Source organism: Bradyrhizobium sp. CER78 (assembly GCF_029846235.1).
Classification (GTDB): Bacteria; Pseudomonadota; Alphaproteobacteria; order Rhizobiales; family Xanthobacteraceae; genus Bradyrhizobium.
On sequence record NZ_JARVWP010000005.1, the window covers coordinates 181,998 to 200,115 of the forward strand.

General features: G+C 62.9%; 17 protein-coding genes and 1 pseudogene. 10 read left to right on the plus strand and 8 right to left on the minus strand.

What is annotated here, in order from left to right; genetic code table 11:
- Together QDT69_RS37210 and QDT69_RS12490 are read left to right on the plus strand one after the other, a co-directional pair.
- Nucleotides 1-129, plus strand: a complete 129-nt coding sequence (locus QDT69_RS37210; protein WP_347952037.1) for a DUF1656 domain-containing protein — start codon at nucleotides 1-3, stop codon at nucleotides 127-129.
- Nucleotides 126-1,099: pseudogene (locus QDT69_RS12490) on the plus strand (HlyD family secretion protein). Before QDT69_RS37210 ends, QDT69_RS12490 begins: the two are co-directional and overlap by 4 nt.
- Before the next feature lie 54 nt (nucleotides 1,100-1,153).
- Here the strand turns inward: QDT69_RS12490 and QDT69_RS12495 are convergent.
- Complete coding sequence (locus QDT69_RS12495) at nucleotides 1,154-1,684, minus strand: invasion associated locus B family protein (protein ID WP_279706841.1); 531 nt, start codon at nucleotides 1,682-1,684, stop codon at nucleotides 1,154-1,156.
- 294 nt (nucleotides 1,685-1,978) lie between these two features.
- Between QDT69_RS12495 and QDT69_RS12500 the strand changes: the two genes are divergently transcribed.
- The 8 genes from QDT69_RS12500 to QDT69_RS12535 all read left to right on the plus strand — a co-directional run bounded on the left by QDT69_RS12500 (nucleotide 1,979) and on the right by QDT69_RS12535 (nucleotide 9,480).
- Complete coding sequence (locus QDT69_RS12500; RefSeq protein WP_279706842.1) at nucleotides 1,979-2,146, plus strand: hypothetical protein; 168 nt, start codon at nucleotides 1,979-1,981, stop codon at nucleotides 2,144-2,146.
- Nucleotides 2,147-2,155: 9 nt separating this feature from the next.
- Complete coding sequence (locus QDT69_RS12505) at nucleotides 2,156-2,620, plus strand: GNAT family N-acetyltransferase (protein ID WP_279706843.1); 465 nt, start codon at nucleotides 2,156-2,158, stop codon at nucleotides 2,618-2,620.
- Nucleotides 2,621-2,927: 307 nt separating this feature from the next.
- The gene (locus QDT69_RS12510; protein ID WP_279706844.1) at nucleotides 2,928-4,520 is read left to right on the plus strand and encodes an ABC transporter substrate-binding protein; all 1,593 of its coding nucleotides are present in this window, start codon (nucleotides 2,928-2,930) and stop codon (nucleotides 4,518-4,520) included.
- 56 nt (nucleotides 4,521-4,576) lie between these two features.
- Nucleotides 4,577-5,512, plus strand: coding sequence for an ABC transporter permease (locus QDT69_RS12515; protein ID WP_279706845.1), 936 nt, complete (start codon nucleotides 4,577-4,579; stop codon nucleotides 5,510-5,512).
- Between the two features lie 67 nt (nucleotides 5,513-5,579).
- A complete protein-coding gene (locus QDT69_RS12520) occupies nucleotides 5,580-6,401 on the plus strand; it encodes an ABC transporter permease (protein ID WP_279706846.1) in 822 nt (273 codons plus the stop codon).
- Nucleotides 6,398-7,378, plus strand: a complete 981-nt coding sequence (locus QDT69_RS12525; RefSeq protein ID WP_279706847.1) for an ABC transporter ATP-binding protein — start codon at nucleotides 6,398-6,400, stop codon at nucleotides 7,376-7,378. Before QDT69_RS12520 ends, QDT69_RS12525 begins: the two co-directional genes overlap by 4 nt.
- A complete protein-coding gene (locus QDT69_RS12530) occupies nucleotides 7,371-8,384 on the plus strand; it encodes an oligopeptide/dipeptide ABC transporter ATP-binding protein (RefSeq protein WP_279706848.1) in 1,014 nt (337 codons plus the stop codon). The genes QDT69_RS12525 and QDT69_RS12530 overlap by 8 nt, the downstream gene beginning before the upstream one ends.
- 58 nt (nucleotides 8,385-8,442) lie before the next feature.
- A complete protein-coding gene (locus QDT69_RS12535) occupies nucleotides 8,443-9,480 on the plus strand; it encodes an AI-2E family transporter (protein WP_279706849.1) in 1,038 nt (345 codons plus the stop codon).
- Here the strand turns inward: QDT69_RS12535 and QDT69_RS12540 are convergent.
- The 7 genes from QDT69_RS12540 to xoxF5 all read right to left on the minus strand — a co-directional run bounded on the left by QDT69_RS12540 (nucleotide 9,477) and on the right by xoxF5 (nucleotide 17,734).
- Nucleotides 9,477-11,198 carry a metallophosphoesterase gene (locus QDT69_RS12540; protein WP_279706850.1) on the minus strand — a complete coding sequence of 574 codons (1,722 nt, stop codon included), beginning with the start codon at nucleotides 11,196-11,198 and terminating at the stop codon, nucleotides 9,477-9,479. The two genes, QDT69_RS12535 and QDT69_RS12540, sit on opposite strands and share 4 nt — an antisense overlap.
- A 42-nt stretch (nucleotides 11,199-11,240) precedes the next feature.
- A complete protein-coding gene (locus QDT69_RS12545) occupies nucleotides 11,241-12,383 on the minus strand; it encodes an epoxide hydrolase (protein WP_279706851.1) in 1,143 nt (380 codons plus the stop codon).
- Between the two features lie 75 nt (nucleotides 12,384-12,458).
- Nucleotides 12,459-13,412 carry a hypothetical protein gene (locus QDT69_RS12550; protein WP_279706852.1) on the minus strand — a complete coding sequence of 318 codons (954 nt, stop codon included), beginning with the start codon at nucleotides 13,410-13,412 and terminating at the stop codon, nucleotides 12,459-12,461.
- A gap of 152 nt (nucleotides 13,413-13,564) precedes the next feature.
- Nucleotides 13,565-14,128: an S-(hydroxymethyl)glutathione synthase gene (gene gfa, locus QDT69_RS12555; protein ID WP_279706853.1), complete on the minus strand. Its 564-nt coding sequence runs from the start codon at nucleotides 14,126-14,128 to the stop codon at nucleotides 13,565-13,567.
- A 33-nt stretch (nucleotides 14,129-14,161) separates the two neighbouring features.
- Nucleotides 14,162-15,271: an S-(hydroxymethyl)glutathione dehydrogenase/class III alcohol dehydrogenase gene (locus QDT69_RS12560; RefSeq protein WP_279706854.1), complete on the minus strand. Its 1,110-nt coding sequence runs from the start codon at nucleotides 15,269-15,271 to the stop codon at nucleotides 14,162-14,164.
- A 50-nt stretch (nucleotides 15,272-15,321) separates the two neighbouring features.
- A complete protein-coding gene (locus QDT69_RS12565) occupies nucleotides 15,322-15,804 on the minus strand; it encodes a c-type cytochrome, methanol metabolism-related (protein WP_050419327.1) in 483 nt (160 codons plus the stop codon).
- Nucleotides 15,805-15,928: 124 nt separating this feature from the next.
- Nucleotides 15,929-17,734, minus strand: a complete 1,806-nt coding sequence (gene xoxF5 / locus QDT69_RS12570; protein ID WP_279706855.1) for a lanthanide-dependent methanol dehydrogenase XoxF5 — start codon at nucleotides 17,732-17,734, stop codon at nucleotides 15,929-15,931.
- Nucleotides 17,735-18,118 lie beyond the last annotated feature (384 nt).

An 18,118-nucleotide genomic window follows, 5' to 3' on the forward strand; every position in this document is an offset into this window, starting at 1 on the left:
GTGGCCGCCAGGGTGTTGGCGCGGGCCGGCCTTTATCGCCACGTCTGGCACGGCGCGCTGTTCAATTTCGCGCTCTACGTCTGCCTGGTCGCCGGCCTCATCTTTATCTCCAGGGAGTTGGTCTCATGAAATCCGTTCTCAACGCGCTGCGCCGCGTCTCTCTCACCACACTCGTGGTTCTGGTCGCGGTCTGGGCCGGTTACAAGCTCTGGGACTACTACATGAACGAGCCTTGGACCCGCGACGGCCATGTCAGGGCTGACGTCGTTCCGGTTGCGCCCGATGTCTCCGGCTTCGTCACCGACGTGCTCGTCAAGGACAACCAGCCGGTCCAGCGCGGCGACGTGCTGTTCCGGATCGACCGGGCGCGCTACGAGATCGCGCTGAAGCAGGCCGAGGCGGTGCTGCTCGGCAAGGGCGCCCAGCTCGACGAGGCCAACGCGGACCTGAAGCGCTACAGCGCGCTCACGCCCGACGTCGTCGTCTCCAAGCAGCGGCTGGATCAGGTGATCGCGGCCCAGGGCGAGGCGCAGGCTGCCCATGACCAGGCCGTCGCGGACCTCAATCTGGCCAAGCTCAATCTCGAGCGCAGCGAGGTACGTGCCTCCATTAGTGGCGTCGTCACTAACGTGGAGCTGCGGCCAGGGACCTATCTCACCACCGGCAAGGGCGTGATGGCGCTGCTCGATTCCGACACCTGCGCGTCGAGGGCTATTTCGAGGAGACCAAGCTGCCGCGCATCCATCTCGGCGACCGCGTCAGTGTTCGGCTGCTGGGCAGCGACCACGTGCTGCGCGGGAGGGTAGACAGTGTCGCGGCCGGCATCGAGGATCGCGACCGCAGTTCCGGTACGACCTTGCTTGCCAATGTCAATCCGACCTTCAACTGGGTGCGGCTGGCGCAACGCGTTCCGGTCCGGATCGCGCTCGATCCCGCCGCACGAAGCGAGCTCGTTGCCGGCGCCACCGCGACCGTCGACGTGCTCGGATCTTCGTTGCACGGCGACCCGCGCGGGGCGCGGGACGCGCGCGGCGCCTCACACTCAAGCGTATGCCGGGCGGTGCAGGCCGCCCTCCGAGCTCCGCCGCCGTGTGGCTGATCGCACGCCGCGCAAGTGAAATACGGCCGACCTTGTGGCCCCGCACCGTGCCGGTCAGCTGCCAAGTTGAATGGTGCGCTCCAGCGCCGCGGCGAAGCCGTTGAGCGAAACATTGAAGACGACCGGCCCGGTGTTGATGTTCTGCGCGGCGACGGTGAGCGTCTTGGCCTTGCTCATGGTGTCGGTCACAACAGTGGGAAAGGACACCGGAAGCAGACAGCCTTGCACGGTGCAGGTGGAGAAGCGCGTCTGCTCCAGGTCCTTGCCGTCAAGCTTGACGACGGCCCCGGCGTCGAGCTTGAGTCCAAATGGCATCAACATGTTGCCTTCGGCCTTTCCGTTCCCTGGCAGCAGTTCGATGGCGAAGACTTGCTGGTTGGTCTCCTTGGAGGTCTGCGTCTGACTGAGGGTGCACAGCCTTGCGCCGCCGTCGAGCTGACATTTGACGATCCAGTCTCCGTAAGTCTCACTGATCGCGGACGCGCCCTTGGGAAGCTGGACCGGGTGGACCGCGCCATCCATCGCGGATGTCTGGCTCCGCGTGTCGATCGGAACAGAGACGGTCCCTCCGCCGGCGTCCGACATATCGGGCGGCCTGCGCCGAGCCGATGCCGACCATGATTGCGAGCGCGACGATTGCCCGACGTCTGTCTGCTGCACTGACCCTCACCATGCATTCACCCCGTCTCATCACGCCTCGAAGCCGATTTTGCTTTGCGTGGGTAATTTTCCCACGTAGACGAGACACATTTACTTGGAGAACCGCGGACATGCAAGAGATTATCGCCGCCAGCGTGATTATTGCGATTGTTGCATTCTGCGGCGGGTATTTTGGGCAATCGCGCGTGAAGTCAGGGCCTCGAACAGGCAACGGCGGAAATGACGCAGCACGGCTGGAACGCAGTCATGCCCATCCAGCGATTTGCCCGCGGCGTGTTTCTTACAAAGGCGCATGAAATCCGCTTGAACCGTCATCGCGCCTTGGTTTCTCGTTTAGGCATGATCTTTTCGGAAAACCGCTTCGCACTTTTCCGGATCATGCCTTAAGGTCGCCGGATGGACATGCTCGTCAAGCTCTATGCCCTGCCCGATTCCCGGCCCGCCTACGATCGATTGCAGCAGGCCGGAATTGTCATGCGCCGCGCGCTCGCCCCCGAAAAGCACAAGGTTACAGCCTGGGTACGGGAGACCTTCAGCGAGGCATGGGCCAGCGAAACCGAGGTTGCGTTCAGCCGCGAACCGGTCTCCTGCTTCATCGCGATCCAGCACAAGAAAATTGTCGGCTTCGCCTGCCATGACGCAGCCTGCCGCAACTTCTTCGGTCCGACCGGCGTCGCGCCGAAGGCCCAGCAGGGCGGAATCGGCAAGGCGCTGTTGTTCGCCTGTCTCGAGGACATGAAGCACCAGGGCTTCGGCTACGCCATCATCGGTGGCGTCGGGCCGGCAGAATTCTACGCGAAGGCCGTCGGCGCCGTGGCCATCGAAGGCTCCGCGCCAGGAATTTATCGGGGACTGCTGTAGACGGCCGGTTGCGCTTCGCTCGACCGATAGCAGCCTGCCTTCGAACCCTGCCTTGGCGGCTTCACGACGGAACCCGAAATCCGTTCAATCGCAATCGCTTACATACAGGCAAAAGTTGTACTGCGGTCGACGCTACTGCATCGCAGATGCACGCCACGCGCTGCGCTGCCGTGATCCCGCTCCTCGCATCGAGGCGGCACAATTATTTGGTGCCGGTCGCCACCGACACGACATGTGGACCTTGCGCTTGACATGCCGCCGATGGTCAACTCGCTGATCGGAATGTTCCTGCATCGTTGGGGGAAACATGAAGTTCAAGTTGATTGCGATCGCGGCCGGCCTGGGGCTCGCACTCGCCGCCACGGCGGCGGCAGCCCAGACACCGCGCAAGGGCGGGACCATTCGCATGACGGCGCCCTACGGCTCCAGCTTCACCAGCATGGACATCCACACGACACCACGCGCCCAGGACGAGATCTACGCCAAGGCCCTGCACCGGTCGCTCTATATCTGGGACTCCAGCGAGGGCAAGCCGGTTCTGGAACTTGCCAAGGAGGTCGCCGTCTCGGGCGGAGGCCTCATTTACACTTTCAAGCTGCGCGATGACGCCTACTTCCACAACGATCGCAAGATGACGGCGGACGACGTCATCTGGTCCTACAATCGCATCATGGACGGCACCAAGGCCTATCCCGGCGCGCGCTTCGTCCGCATCATCGAGGGTGCGGCCGAGGTCGAGAAGGGCCAGGCCAAGGAGATCTCCGGCCTGAAGAAAATCGACGACCTCACCCTCGAGATGAAGCTGACCGAAAAAGTCGATCCCGCCTTTTACTTCTTCACGGCGCTGACCTCGATCTATCCCGCCGACGAGGGCGCCAAGGAGAGCTTCATCCAGAAGCCGATCGGTCTTGGTCCGTTCAAGTTCGTCGAGCACGTGCCGGGATCGCGTATCGTGCTGGAACGCTGGGACCGGTTCTACAAGCCCGGCAAGCCATACGCCGACAAGCTCGTGATCTCGCTGATGGGCGAAGCCGCCGCACGCGACGTCGCCTTCCGCAACAAGGAGATCGACACCTCGGTGCTGGGGCCGGCGCAGTATGTCGCCTATCAGGTCGACCCCGACCTCAAGGGCACCATCGTCGAAGTCGCCGAGGTCTTCACGCGCTATATGGGGATGAATCCGGCGTTCAAGCCGTTCTCCGACAAGCGGGTTCGCCAGGCCATCAACCACGCCATCGATGCCGATCTGATCATCAACAAGCTGGTCAAGGGCAAGGCCTATCGCGCCACGAGCTGGCTGCCTTTGACCTCGCCTGCCTACGACAAGACGATGAAGCCCTACCCCTATGATCCCGCGAAGGCGAAGCAATTGCTCGCGGACGCGGGTTATCCCTCGGGCTTTGAATTCGAATGGACCACCAGTCAGAACGAAAGCTGGGGCCTGCCGATCGTCGAGGCCGCGATCCCGATGCTGGACAAGGTCGGTATCAAGGTGAAAGTGAAGCAGGTCGAGACCGCGGTGCTGGCGGAGGTCATTCGCAAGGGCGACTTCCAGGCCTTCATCTATTCCCAGGCGACCGGCCCGGATCCACAGGCCGCACTCAAATGCTTCCACTCGGCGACGCCACAATCGGCCTGCAACTACACGAACTTCAAGAACGCCGAGTTCGACAAGGTGATCGATGAAGCCGGGCAGACCGACGACGCCACCAAGCGCGTCCAGCTGCTGCAAAAGGCCAATGCGCTGCTCCATGAGGAAGCACCGGTCTGGTTCTTCAACTACAACAAGGCGGTCATGGCGGTGCAGCCCTGGCTCAAGGGAATTCAGCTGGACGCGACCGAACTGACCCATCAGAATGTCGAGGACCTCTGGGTCGACGAGACCTCGCCCGCGAAGTGACAGGTGCCATGCTCCTCCATCGCGAGAAACGATCGAGGGAGTGACGAAAGCGTCCCATGCTGTCCTTCGCGATCCGTCGAGTCCTGCAAACCATTCCGACCGTGCTGGCCGTCGTGATGCTGATCTTTGTGCTGTTCAGCGTCGTCCCGGGCAGCATCGTATCGAGCATGGGCGACGACGGCCGCGGCCCGACGGACCCGCAGGTCGTGGAACGGATGAAGAAGCAGCTCGGGCTCGACGATCCGGTTTACGTGCGCTTCGGCTCCTATATCGCCAAGCTCGCGACCGGTGATTTCGGCACCTCGTTCCGCACCAGCGAGCCGGTTACGACCATGATCGCCAAACGGATGTGGCCGACGCTGCAATTGATATTCGCTGCCCTGGTATTCGCGGTTGCGGTCGGCGTACCGCTCGGCTTCATCGCCGCGCTGAGGCCGGGCAGCATCGTCGACACGATCTCGATGGTGCTGGCGGTATCTGGCCTCTCGATGGCCAAGTTCTGGCTCGGGCTGCTGCTGATGTATCTGTTCGCATTGAAGCTCGGCTGGCTGCCGAGTTTCGGCTATGGCGATGGCGGGCTCAAATATCTGCTGCTGCCCGCCGTGACGCTCGGCGTCTCGCCGATGGCGCTGCTGGCGCGGACGACGCGTGCGGCGGTGCTCGAGATCATGACCGCGGATTTTGTCCGCACCGCGCGCTCGAAGGGCATGAGCGAGACCCGGGTCGTGACCTGGCACGTGATGCGCAATGCCCTCGTCATCATTCTCACGGCGATCGGCCTGCAATTCGGCGTCGTGATGGGCCAGGCGGTGGTCGTCGAGAAACTGTTCTCCTGGCCGGGCATCGGCTCGTTGCTGGTCGACAGCGTCCTGCAGCGCGACATTCCGGCCGTGCAGGGCACCATTCTCGTGGTGGTGCTGTTCTTTCTCGCCGTCAATACACTGGTCGACCTGCTCTACGGCGTGATCGATCCAAGGATCAGATACGCATGAGGGTCCGTCGGTCTCACCACACCTGTGCACGATGGACCGTCCAGCCCGTGACGGCGGAGCGGCCACGATGAAGCTTGGCACCAGCGCGATCATCGGCGGGATGCTGTTCGCGCTTGCGATCTTCGTCGGCCTGTTCGCGCCCTGGCTGGCCCATACCGATCCGGTCATGGGTGCCAACCTCGTGAATGCGGAAGAACCGCCGAGCTGGATCTGGTGGTTCGGCACCGATGCGCAGGGCCGCGATATCTATTCCCGCGTCGTGCACGGCGCGCGCATCTCGCTGACGGTCGGCATCGTCTCGCAGCTCGTCAACAGCGTCATCGGCGTGACGCTGGGCTTGACCGCGGGCTATTGGGGCGGCTGGTGGGACGATGTCGTCAACGGGCTGACCAATGTCATGCTCGCAATCCCTTCGCTGATTTTCGCACTCGCCATCATGGCGGTGCTTGGACCCGGCCTGACCAGCCTGCTGATCGCGCTCGGATTGACCAACTGGTCCTTCACCTGCCGGATCGCGCGGGCCTCGACACTGTCGCTCAAGAGCCAAGGCTATGTGCAAGCTGCGAGAGTGCTGGGCTACGGAGATCTGCGCATCATGATCACGCAATTGCTGCCGAACATGATCGGTCCCATTATCGTCATCGGCACGCTCGGCATGGGCGGTGCGGTGCTGGCCGAAGCCTCGCTCTCGTTCCTCGGCCTCGGCATCCGTCCACCCTATCCCAGCTGGGGCAGCATGCTGTCGGAGGCGCGCGACCAGATCACCACGGCGCCATGGCTGTCGGTCTTCCCCGGCCTTGCGATATTCCTGACGGTGCTCGGCCTCAATTTGCTCGGCGACGGCTTGCGCGACGTGCTCGATCCCCAATCGCGGAGCCGGCGCACATGACAGCCGCTCCGCTGATCGAAGTCGAGGGCTTGCGCATCGATCTCGCCGACGGTGCCAGGCATGTTGCAGCGGTCGAGGGCGTTTCATTCCGCATCGATCGTGGCGAGACCTTCGGCCTTGTCGGCGAGTCCGGCTGCGGCAAGAGCATTACGGCCCTTGCCCTGATCGGTTTGCTGCGCCGGCCGCTCTCGATCGCCGCCGGCGCCATCCGCTTCGAAGGCCGCGAGATCCAGGGACTTTCCGCGGCCGAGCAACGCGCGCTGCGCGGCAACCGGATCGCCATGATCTTCCAGGAGCCGATGACGGCGCTTAATCCGGTCTCGCCGGTGGGTCGGCAGATCGCGGAAATGTTTGTGCTGCACAAAGGCAAGAGCTGGCGCGAGGCAAACCAGCTCGCCGTCGAGGCGCTGGCGAATGTCCGAGTCCCCGCGCCGGAGCGGCGGGTGAAGGATTATCCGCACCAGCTTTCGGGCGGCATGCGCCAGCGCGTGATGATCGCCATCGCGCTGGCATGCGATCCGGATCTTCTGATCGCCGACGAGCCGACCACCGCGCTCGACGTGACGGTGCAGGCGGAGATCATCGAGCTGATGCGCAATCTGTGCGCCGAGCGAGGCACTGCGATCCTGATGATCAGCCACGATCTCGGTTTGGTCGCCAATGTCTGCAGCCGCGTCGGCGTGATGTATGCCGGCCGCATCGTCGAGGAACGCGGCTCGGACGACATCTTCCGCGCCGGCGCGCATCCTTACACGCAAGGTCTGGTCGACTCGCTGCCACGGCTGGGGAGCCGCGCCGCGCTTGGCCGGTCGCGGCTCAGGGAGATCGCCGGCGTCGTACCCGCGATCGCGGATTTCCCAAGCGGCTGCCGATTCAATCCGCGTTGCGCGCAGGCGACCGAGATCTGCCGGACCACCGTACCGGAGACGACATGGCTCGGTGCAGGCGGCCTCGTCCGGTGCCACCATCATGCTTGACCCCGCGGTGAGGCCTGACGACGACGTCATCCTCAGCGTGGAGGATCTCGCGGTGCATTTTCCGCTTGGCGGCGGCCTGCTCGGCGGCGGCCATCGGCTGCTGCGCGCGGTCGACGGCATCGATCTCGAGCTGAAGCGCGGCGAGTGCCTCGGCCTCGTCGGCGAATCCGGTTGCGGCAAGTCGACCGTCGCCCTTTCGCTGCTAGGGCTGCTGACGCCGACGCGAGGCAGGATCGTGCTGGACGGGCACGTCGTGACGGAGCGGCGGTCGGTCGATCGAAAGCGATTGGCCCGCATCGCCCAGATGGTGTTTCAGGATCCCTACGCCTCGCTCAATCCACGCCAGACCGTTCGCCGCACGCTTGAGGATCCGCTGCGCCTGCATGGCGTGACGGCCCGGAGCGAGATCGACGGACGCATCGCCGAGATGCTCAGGCATGTCGGTCTGCGCCCCGAACAGGCCGGCCGCTACCCGCATGAATTCTCGGGCGGCCAGCGCCAGCGCATCGGCATCGCCCGTGCACTGATCCTCAATCCGAAGATCGTCATCTGCGACGAACCGGTATCGGCGCTCGACGTCTCGATCCGCGCCCAGATCATCAACCTGCTGCTGGAATTGAAGGAGAGCCTCGGCCTCTCCTACATCATGATCAGCCACGACCTCGGCGTGGTCGAGCACATGAGCGACAGGGTCGCGGTGATGTATCTCGGCCGCATCGTGGAGACGGGCGGCTGGCGCGACATCTTCGAACGGCCGGCGCACCCCTATACGCAAACCCTGATCGCCGCGATTCCCGATCCGCTACGCCGCGCGCCGCTGGCGACGGCAAGGGGCGAGCTTCCCAATCCGCTCGATCCGCCGGATGGATGCGCATTCAGTCCGCGCTGTCGTTACGCCGAAGCGGTGTGTCGTCGCGAACCCGGGCCTTCGCTTGAAACGCGTCCGGACGGGCACGCGGTGCGGTGCTGGCGAGCCGACGAGATTGCCGGTCAGCTTCCAAGCTGAATAGTGCGCTCGAGCGCCGCATTTGCCTGCGGGGCGCGTTTTCCACTAAGGTCGCCGGATGGTGACAGGCGGGTTGAAGATCACGACCGGCATCATTGCCGCAGTACTGGTCACTGCGGCGGTGGCTCAGTCGCGCAGCGTGCTGGCCCCGCTTGCGGCCGCGCTGTTCATCATTGCGATCGTCTGGCCCGTTCAGGAACGGCTGCAGTCGTGGCTGCCGAAACTCTTCGCGCTCGCCATCACCGTCGTCGTTACGACCACCGTCTGCATCGCATTTGCCTCGCTCGCGGCGTGGGGATTCGGTCGTGTCGGGCGCTCCTTGCTTGCGGATGCGGCGCGATATCAAGCCTTCTACGACGCCGCGGTGATATGGCTGGACGGCCATGGCATCTCGTTTGCAGGCCTTTGGGCGGAGCATTTCAACGTAGGCTGGCTGCTGCGCGTCACGCAATACGTCACCGGCCGCGTCAACACCACGTTGAGTTTCTGGCTCATCGTGCTGGTCTATGTCGTGCTGGGGCTTCTCGAGGTCGAAGACGCCGGTCGACGAATCCAGCGACTGGAGAATCGCACAGCCGCGAGCGTCTTGCTCAAGGGCAGCAAGGCCACGGCCGCCAAGTTTCGCAAATATATGCTGGTGCGGACGCAGATGAGCGCGGTCACGGGTCTCCTGGTCGGCCTGTTCGCTGCCGTGACCGGACTGCCATTCGCGTTTGAATGGGGCGTCATCGCCTTTGTCCTCAACTACATTCCTTTCATCGGCCCCTTCATCGCGACATTGTTCCCCACGCTGCTGGCCATGACGCAGTTCGAGAGTTGGCCAGCCGTGTTTGGTGTGTTCGCCTGTCTCAACGTCATCCAGTTCGTGGTCGGCAGCTATATCGAACCGCGGGTGGCCGGCTCGACGTTGTCGATCTCGCCGTTCCTGGTGCTGTTTGCGATCTTCTTCTGGAGCTCGCTTTGGGGCCTGTTCGGGACTTTCATCGGCGTGCCGATCACGCTCGCCATTCTGACCTTCTGTGCCGAGAGTCCGTCGGCCGCATGGATCGCTGATTTGTTCGGCGGAACGCAGGAAGAAAGGCCGGAAACGTCTTAGCTTCCGGCAATTTCCACCCGCTCGGGCTCGGCGAGGCAGAGCTTCCTGTCCGGCCCGACCACCATTCTGTGGATATAGAAATAGGTGACCGCATCATCGGCCGCCGCCATCACCGGCGACGGGGCCGAGACGATCTTCGACGCACCGCATGTACCGATCCAATCGATATGCCGGTGACCGTGCATCACGACCGAGCGATCGGAAAACTTTTGCAACCTGCGTACAAACCAACTGCCGTTGATCAGGGCCGTCCCGATGCGTTCGGCAAACGTCTTGACCGGCATCGGATACTCCATCAAGTGATGATGCAGCGCGATGATCCAGCATGCCGTCGGGAAATGACGGATTGCAGCCTCCAATCGCCGCGTTTGCGCTTCCGAAACCAAACCGAGCGCGTTGGTGAAGGAAAAGTGGGTTTCTGCGTTGGAGTTGAGAATGGCGACTCCGAGGCCGCCATCCCGGTCCGGCGGCAGGATCATCGGGAATTGGTCATCGAACAAGCCGCGGACCGCCACAGCACGGCGCACACCCCCGTGCTGCGCAAATTGCACTATCCGGTCTTGGTAAGGTGCCAGCGCCTGGTTCAGCGTAGCCGACGGTTTGCCGGAATCGTCGATGACACGCACGCGATCGCCCTGGACGGCCGCAATCGCCGACAAGGTACGCATCTGCCGTAGCCGCTTGCCTGGGCTGAACGGCAGGTCGAGGCGCGCCGGATTGGCGCGATCCACGACATTAACGTCATGATTGCCCGGAAGCATGATGATGCGTGCTGCAAGCTCAGGGTGACCTGCCAATGCATCGAGAAATTCCGCCCATTCGCCGGGCCGGCCGGCATCCGTCATATCGCCGCTGATCAACACATGGTCGAGTGGATCGACGGCGTGAATTTCGGCGAGGCGAGCCAGCACGCGATGGAAGCGCTGGTTTCCCCGCGGACCGGCCGTCCCGCTTTCGATGCGGAAGCCGTATCGCTCGCCGACCACGTGAATATCCGACAAATGCGCAAGGCGCCAACAGCGGCCTCCGAGCGGCGTCGCGTCGAAGGCGGCAAGGTCGGCCGGTTGATCCATGCTGGCGTCGGCCACACTCCAGGCCAGTGATGCGACCGCAAGATAGCTGGACACCAGCACCACGGCGTTCGCGAATGTCGGCACCACAAGACGATGGATCAGAACAAGGTCATTGACGGTCGCAGTCCATTGCGAAGCAGGCCAAGACAGGACCGCGATCAATGCTGCACCTGCAGAGAGCAGCATGCCGGCGCCGATCGAACAATTGCGGCGCAGCCTTATGCGAGAAGCAGGAGTTGCGCCGGTTCGCCAGAGCAGTTCCGCCAGATGGCCCAGCGCCTCACGCGTGAAGGTGTAGCTCGGTTGCACCGCGAGCGCGTTCAATGACCAGAAGTTTGTTTCTGCGATTTGAAACAGCGGTCGCCCGCCGAGCCACCCTAACGCTACGATCACAACCAACGCCAGCACGGCCCCCACTTCGGACAGCGCCAGAACTTGTTGCGAAAGGCTCGAGATCCAGGCGGACGCGACCAGCGGCGCAAGGCCGAGCAGCAGGCCCGGAAGCAGAAGTGAAACCGTCCAGGCGAATAACAGCTTCGCCGGGCTTATCTCAACCAGAAGGCTGCCCACGATCGCGAACAACGAACGCTGTTCGGGACTGGCGGCATTGTCCTCGAAGTCGCCATCGCGGGGATCAAGCAGCACGCCGACGTTCCTCCGTTGCGCAGCGCATTGACACAAACGCAGCTAGCGCAGCTTCCCGAAAAACTCCCGCACCTCGCCAACGAACAGCTCGGGCTGCTCGAACGCGGAGAAGTGCCCGCCCTTCGGCATCTCGCTCCAGTGCTGGATGTTGGTGAAATTGGTCTCCATCCATTTGCGGACCGGCGTGACGATCTCCTTGGGAAACACGGCAACGCCGGTCGGCACATTGACCTTGTGCGGGGTTCGCTTGCCCGGCCCGAAGCTCTCCCAATAGAGCCGCGCAGACGATGCGGCCGTCTCGGTGACCCAGTACAGCATGACATTATCGAGCAGTTCGTCGCGGCCGAGGATGTTTTCCGGATGCCCGTCGCAGTCGGTCCAGGCCCAGAACTTTTCAAGGATCCAGGCCGCCTGCCCGCTCGGTGAATCCGTCAGGGCATAGCCGAGCGTCTGCGGCCGGGTCGACTGCTGCTTGGAATAGCCGGAGTCCCAGTCGGCGTAGTATTTGATGCCGTTGAGCGCGCGGGTTTCCTCCGGCGTCGGCTGGCCCTCGACATTGGGCCGGGTCGACATCGCAAGCGTGATGTGGATGCCGGCACAATGCGCCGGATCCTGCCCGCCGATCGCGGTCGTGACCGCGGAGCCCCAATCGCCGCCTTGCGCGAAATAGCTGGCATAGCCCAGCCGCTCCATCAGGACGGCCCAGGCCTTCGCGATCCGGTCGACACCCCAGCCCGTCGCGATAGGCTTGGCCGAGAAGCCGAAGCCCGGCAATGACGGGCACACCACATGGAATGCATCGGCGGCGCTGCCGCCATGCGCGGTCGGATCGGTCAGCGGTTCGATCACCTTGTGGAATTCGACCACCGATCCCGGCCAGCCATGGGTGATGACCAATGGCCGCGCCTCCGGATGTTTTGAGCGGACATGGATGAAGTGGATGTCGAGCCCGTCGATCTCGGTGGTGAACTGGCTGAAGCGGTTGAGCCGCGCCTCGCGCTGCCGCCAATCATACGTCTCGGCCCAATACTGGCAGATGTCCTTGATCCATTTCAGCGGCGCACCTTGGCTCCAATCGTCGACCAGCTCAGCTTCCGGCCAGCGGGTCCGGCGCAACCGGGTGCGGAGATCCTCAAGGACATCGTCGCTGACGGCGATGCGAAACGGAGTGATGGCGGTAGTCATGGCGTCTCCCCGGTGTGCTGAGCTTTCCGGGGAAGATAGGGACGGACCGTCAGCCGATCAAACCGTTGCGCGAGGCTATTTGCCGATCGCCGTCTCCAGCAGCGCCTGGGCCTGCCTGGTGGCTGCGGCGAATTCCGGCTGCTCCGGGGCGTGCTGAACGAAGCAGCGCTTGAAGGCGTCCTCGCCCTGCTGGCGCAGGTCGCCGAGCTTGTCATAGGCCGCTTTGGAAATCTGCTTGCGCTCGAGCTTCTCGGCCGCTGCGTCGGCCTTCTTGTTGTAGTCGGCGCGGATCGCGGTGCAGGCCGGCACCTGCACGGTGGGCTCGATCTCGCCATAGGCGATGTAGAACTTGCCGTTGGCGAGCGCTGCGACAAACACCTCGTCGGCCGCCTCTGGAAACGAATCCTGGGTACGGCCGGCCAGAAAACCGTAGGTCAGCGTGGCCGACGCCGGCTTGGCGACCGGCAGCTCATTGAAGTTGATCACGGCCGCATCGGTCGATATCGCCTGGGTGTAGAGGCCCTCGAACTTCAGCGCCGGTTCTATCTGCTGTGGCACGTTCTTGCTGCCCTTGTCCCACCAGGCCTTGTGCTCGTGCAGCCAGCGGGTGAACAGGGCTTCGGATGTGACGATGATGTGGGCCTTCGGCTCGACGAAACTGCCGTCGGCACGCTTCTCGCCGATCTTGCCGCCGTCCCTGCCGGTGTCGGCATCGAAGCGCAGGCCGTCGAGCATGCCGAACCCCATGTCGCCCTTATATAGAGTGTCGAGATTGAGCTGGGCGGGCGCAAAGCCCGGCCGGGCCGGCTGCGCCAGGATTGCGGCCAACTGGCCCGTGAGCTCGTCGCGCGCGGCCGCCTCGGCCCTGTCGACGGTCTCGTTGATCTTATTGTCGTTCGACAGCTTGGCAAATTTGGCAATCGCGGCGTCACGCGTCGCGATGTAGCGGTCTTCTGGTGACCCGGCACGGACCGGTGACAGGATCAGGATCGGGGACAGGACGAGGGCAAGGCGGAAGATAAAATGCATGCCCTATGGTCGCCCGCAGGGCATGCAAGGTTCAAGGTCACGGGTACTACCAGCATATCCGTCGCCGACAGGCCCTCTGCCGGCGACGAATCTCGTTAGGACGGACCGCTCAGGCCGGCCTTGTCGGCTACCTTGGTCAGCCCGCGCCCCTGTCAGGCCGCCTTGGATTTCGCCACGTGGGTCGCGATCGCGTCCATCAGCGCCGGCGACAGGCAATCATACGGCTCGAGTCCGAGCTCCTTCAGCCGCGACCTGATCCCCGCCATCTCGGCCGGCTTGACGCCGGACTCGATCACCGACGACACGAACGCGGCAAATCCCGGAGCCGCCGAGCCGGACTCCTGGAACAGCTCGGGATGGATGAAGTCGAGGCCATAGAACGGATGGCCCTTGTTCTCGATCCGGCCGTACATGTGGGTGCCGCATCCGGTGCAGGCATGGCGCTGGATCACCGCGGCGGCATCTACGATCTTCAGCTTGTCGCCGTTCTCCAGCACGGTGACGTTCTCGCGCGGGACCACCGCGACCACCGAGAAGATGGCGCCCGAGGGCTTCCAGCACTTGGTGCAGCCGCAGGCGTGGTTGTGGGCGACATCGCCCTTGACCCCGACCTTGACCTTCTTGTCCGCGCATTTGCAGACGAGCGTGCCGCCGGCAAAATTGCCGGAGCCTTGTTTGACGCCATTGTCGACCGACGGGTGGATATGAACAGTCATTGGTCTATCCTCCTAGTGCTTGGTGTTTTGATTTCAGAATACGACGACCGAACGGATCGATTTGCCCTCGTGCATCAGGTCGAAGCCCTTGTTGATCTCGTCGAGCTTCAGCACATGGGTGATCATCGGATCGATCTGGATCTTTCCGTTCATGTACCAGTCGACGATCTTCGGCACGTCGGTGCGGCCGCGCGCGCCGCCGAACGCGGTGCCCTTCCACACCCGCCCGGTGACGAGCTGGAATGGCCGGGTTGCGATCTCCTTGCCGGATTCCGCGACGCCGATCACGACCGAGACGCCCCAGCCGCGGTGACAGGCTTCCAGCGCCTGGCGCATCACGTTGGTGTTGCCGGTGCAGTCGAAGGTGTAGTCGGCGCCGCCGTCGGTCAGGCCCACCAGGTGCTGAACAATATCGCCGCTCACCTTGGTCGGGTTGACGAAATGCGTCATGCCGAACTGCTTGCCCCACGCTTCCTTGGAGTCGTTGATATCGACGCCGATGATCTTGTCGGCGCCGACCATCTTGGCGCCCTGGATCACGTTGAGGCCGATGCCGCCGAGGCCGAACACGACGACGTTGGCGCCCGGCGTCACCTTGGCGGTGTTGACGACCGCACCGACGCCGGTGGTGACGCCGCAGCCGATGTAGCAGCTCTTGTCGAACGGCGCGTCCTCGCGAATCTTGGCGACCGCGATCTCGGGCAGCACGGTGAAGTTCGAGAAGGTCGAGCAGCCCATGTAATGGAAGACCGTCTTGCCCTTGTAGCTGAAGCGCGAGGTGCCGTCGGGCATCACGCCCTTGCCCTGGGTCGCGCGGATCGCCGTGCAGAGATTGGTCTTCTGGCTCAGGCAGCTTTTGCACTGGCGGCATTCGGGCGTGTAGAGCGGGATCACATGATCGCCCGGCTTCACCGACGTCACGCCGGCGCCGACCTCGCGAACGATGCCAGCGCCTTCATGCCCGAGGATCGAGGGGAAGATGCCTTCGCTGTCGAAGCCGTCGAGTGTGTAGGCGTCGGTGTGGCAGATGCCCGTCGCCTTGATCTCGACAAGGACCTCGCCGGCCTTGGGGCTTTCCAGGTCGAGCTCGACGATCTCAAGCGGCTTCTTTGCTTCGAATGCGACTGCGGCGCGGGTCTTCATCTTGGTCTCCACAAAACATCAAACAGGTTTGTCATTCGCGCCGGTCACGCTCACTTCTTGTCGTTGTGGCCCATGCAGGCATCTTCCGCCTTACCGTAGGCTTCCGACTTGTCTTCGTGCTTGGCCGGCCGTACGCGCTCAACTGCATCATTGGAACGAGCGCGCAGGTACACATAGAGGTCGTCCATGTAGCAAGCAACGTTCGGATTGTCGCCGAACGCCGGCATGACGTTCTCCTGCGACGTCGAGACGTTCTTGCGTCCGCTCGCGACCACGCCGAGAAAATCGGCATAGTTCATGCTCTTCAGCGAGTCCTTCAGCGCAGGCGCGTACGTCGAACCCATACCGTCGGGCCCGTGGCAAACGTGGCATTCCGAATGGTATCGGCGATATCCGGAATAGGTGTACCAATCCACGGTCCCATCAGGTGCAACCTTGTAGGTCGGGTTACCGTCCTTATCGAGATACTTGCCGTCCTCGGATTTGACCGCAGTCGGGTCGCCGGGAGCTTCGGCAGAGGCAACTCCTCCCATTGCCACGACGAAGATCGCAGCAGTCACAAACCAGATCTTACGCAAAAGCATATCCTCGCGTGCGGATTGAAGACGGACCGGCGCATGGAGATCGCCCCATGCGCCGGAACGAGGCTTGCTCAGCTCACTGCTGCGGCAGCGAGAACACGGTGAGCGTTCCACCAAGCGCGGTGTAGTTGCTCAGCGCCGCATAGCCGCCGACTGCGCCAAGACCGGCGGTCGGATCAGTCAGACCGGCCGCGAGGCCGATGCCTGCCCAACCACCAACACCCGACAGAACCGCGACGTACTGCTTGCCGCCATTTTCATAGGTGGTGACGTTACCGATGATGCCGGACGGAGTCTTGAACTTGTAGAGCTCCTTGCCCGTCTTCGCGTCGACTGCCTTTAGGTAGCCTTCCAGCGTGCCGTAGAACACCACGCCGCCGGCCGTTGCGAGCGCGCCCGACCAGACCGAGAACTGCTCCTTGTTCGACCACACGATCTTGCCGGTCTTTCCGTCCCAGGCGATGAAATTGCCCATGTTGGTCTCACCGGGAGGCGGATACATCGACAGCGTCGCGCCGACATAGGGCTGACCTGCGGTATAGCTCACCTTGAACGGCTCGTAGTCCATGCAGACGTGGTTGGTCGGCACGTAGAACAGTTGCGTGTCGGGCGAGTAGGCCGCCGGCTGCTCGTCCTTCGAACCCAGCGCCGCCGGGCAGATGCCCTTGACGTTGTGGTCTTCGCCGGCCTTGTCGGTCGACGCTGCATCGAGAACCTTCGGACGACCATAGGTCGGCGAGCTCTTGTTCATGTCGACGCCGGAGGTCCAGTTCACCTTCGGATCATACTTGTCGGCGACCAGCAGTTCGCCGGTGGCGCGATCGAGCGTATAGCCGAGGCCGTTGCGATCGAAGTGCGTCAGCAGTTTGCGCGGCTTGCCGTCGATCGACTGATCCGAGAGGATCATCTCGTTGACGCCGTCATAGTCCCATTCGTCATGGGGCGTCATCTGGTAGACCCACTTGGCGACGCCGGTATCCGGGTTGCGTGCCCAGATCGTCATCGACCACTTGTTGTCGCCGGGACGCTGCTTCGGATTCCAGGTCGAGGGATTGCCCGATCCGTAGTACACGAGATTCAGTTCGGGATCGTAGGAGATCCAGCCCCAGGTCGCGCCGCCGCCGATCTTCCATTGATCGCCTTGCCACGTCTTCAGGCTGGAGTCCTTGCCGATCGGCTTTCCTAGCTCGGTGGTCTTGTCGTCGACCAGGATCTGGTCATCCGGACCTTCCGAGAAGCCGCGCCAGACCAGCTTGCCGGTCTTGAGGTCGTAGGCCGTCATGTGGGCCTGGACACCGAACTCGCCGCCGGAGATGCCGACCAGGACCTTGTCCTTGATGACCATCGGCGCCGAGGTACCGGTCGATCCCTTGCTCGGATCGCCGTTCTTGACGCTCCACTCAACCTTGCCGGTCTTCGCATCGAGCGCGACCAGCGTGGTGTCGGCCTGATGCAGGATGATCTTGCCGTCGCCATAGGCAACGCCGCGATTGACGGTGTCGCAGCACATCACCGGAATGACGTTCGGGTCCTGCTTCGGCTCGTACTTCCAGACGATCTGATTGTCCTTGGAAAGGTCAATAGCGTAGACCTTGTTCGGGAACGGGGTGTGCACGTACATCATGTCGCCGATGATCAGCGGTCCGCCTTCGTGACCGCGCAGCACGCCGGTCGAAAACGTCCAGGCGACCTGCAACTTTCCGACGTTCTGGGCGTTGATCTGATTCAGCTTCGAGTAACGCTGATTGTTGTAGTCGCCGGTCGGCATCACCCAGTCTTTCGGGTTCTGCGACATCTTGTGGAGTTCGTCATTGGCGCTGGCAGCTCCGACGGCAAACACCGCCATTGCCCCAAGGCCAGTCGCGTAAAGCATCTTGCGCATCGTGGATTTCCTCCCAGGTTCAAGAGCTCAAGGGTTTCCGCCGAAACGGCCCCACTTCTTCCATTTTGGTGTCCCAGTCGTAGTCCGATCGAACCCCGCTGACTTGCCCAATAGAGAAGAGCCGTTTGCTCAAAAGCGAAGCTGCGACAGATTTTTCAGGGTCCGCCCCGAATGGGTGGCAAAGTTTGCTTCATGCTGCAGGGCATCAATCGCGGCCGGCGCATTCGAAGCGCCAGGTTGACGCGTTCTAAGGTTGCGCTTGACGAGGCCAGAACTAAGTCGGAGGATCACCCGACATTAACCGGGAAGAAATCCCGCCACCTCCCTAAGCTGTTCAGAATCAGGGAGAAGGCGCATCATCCCGGGCCAGATTGAGCTCGGTGA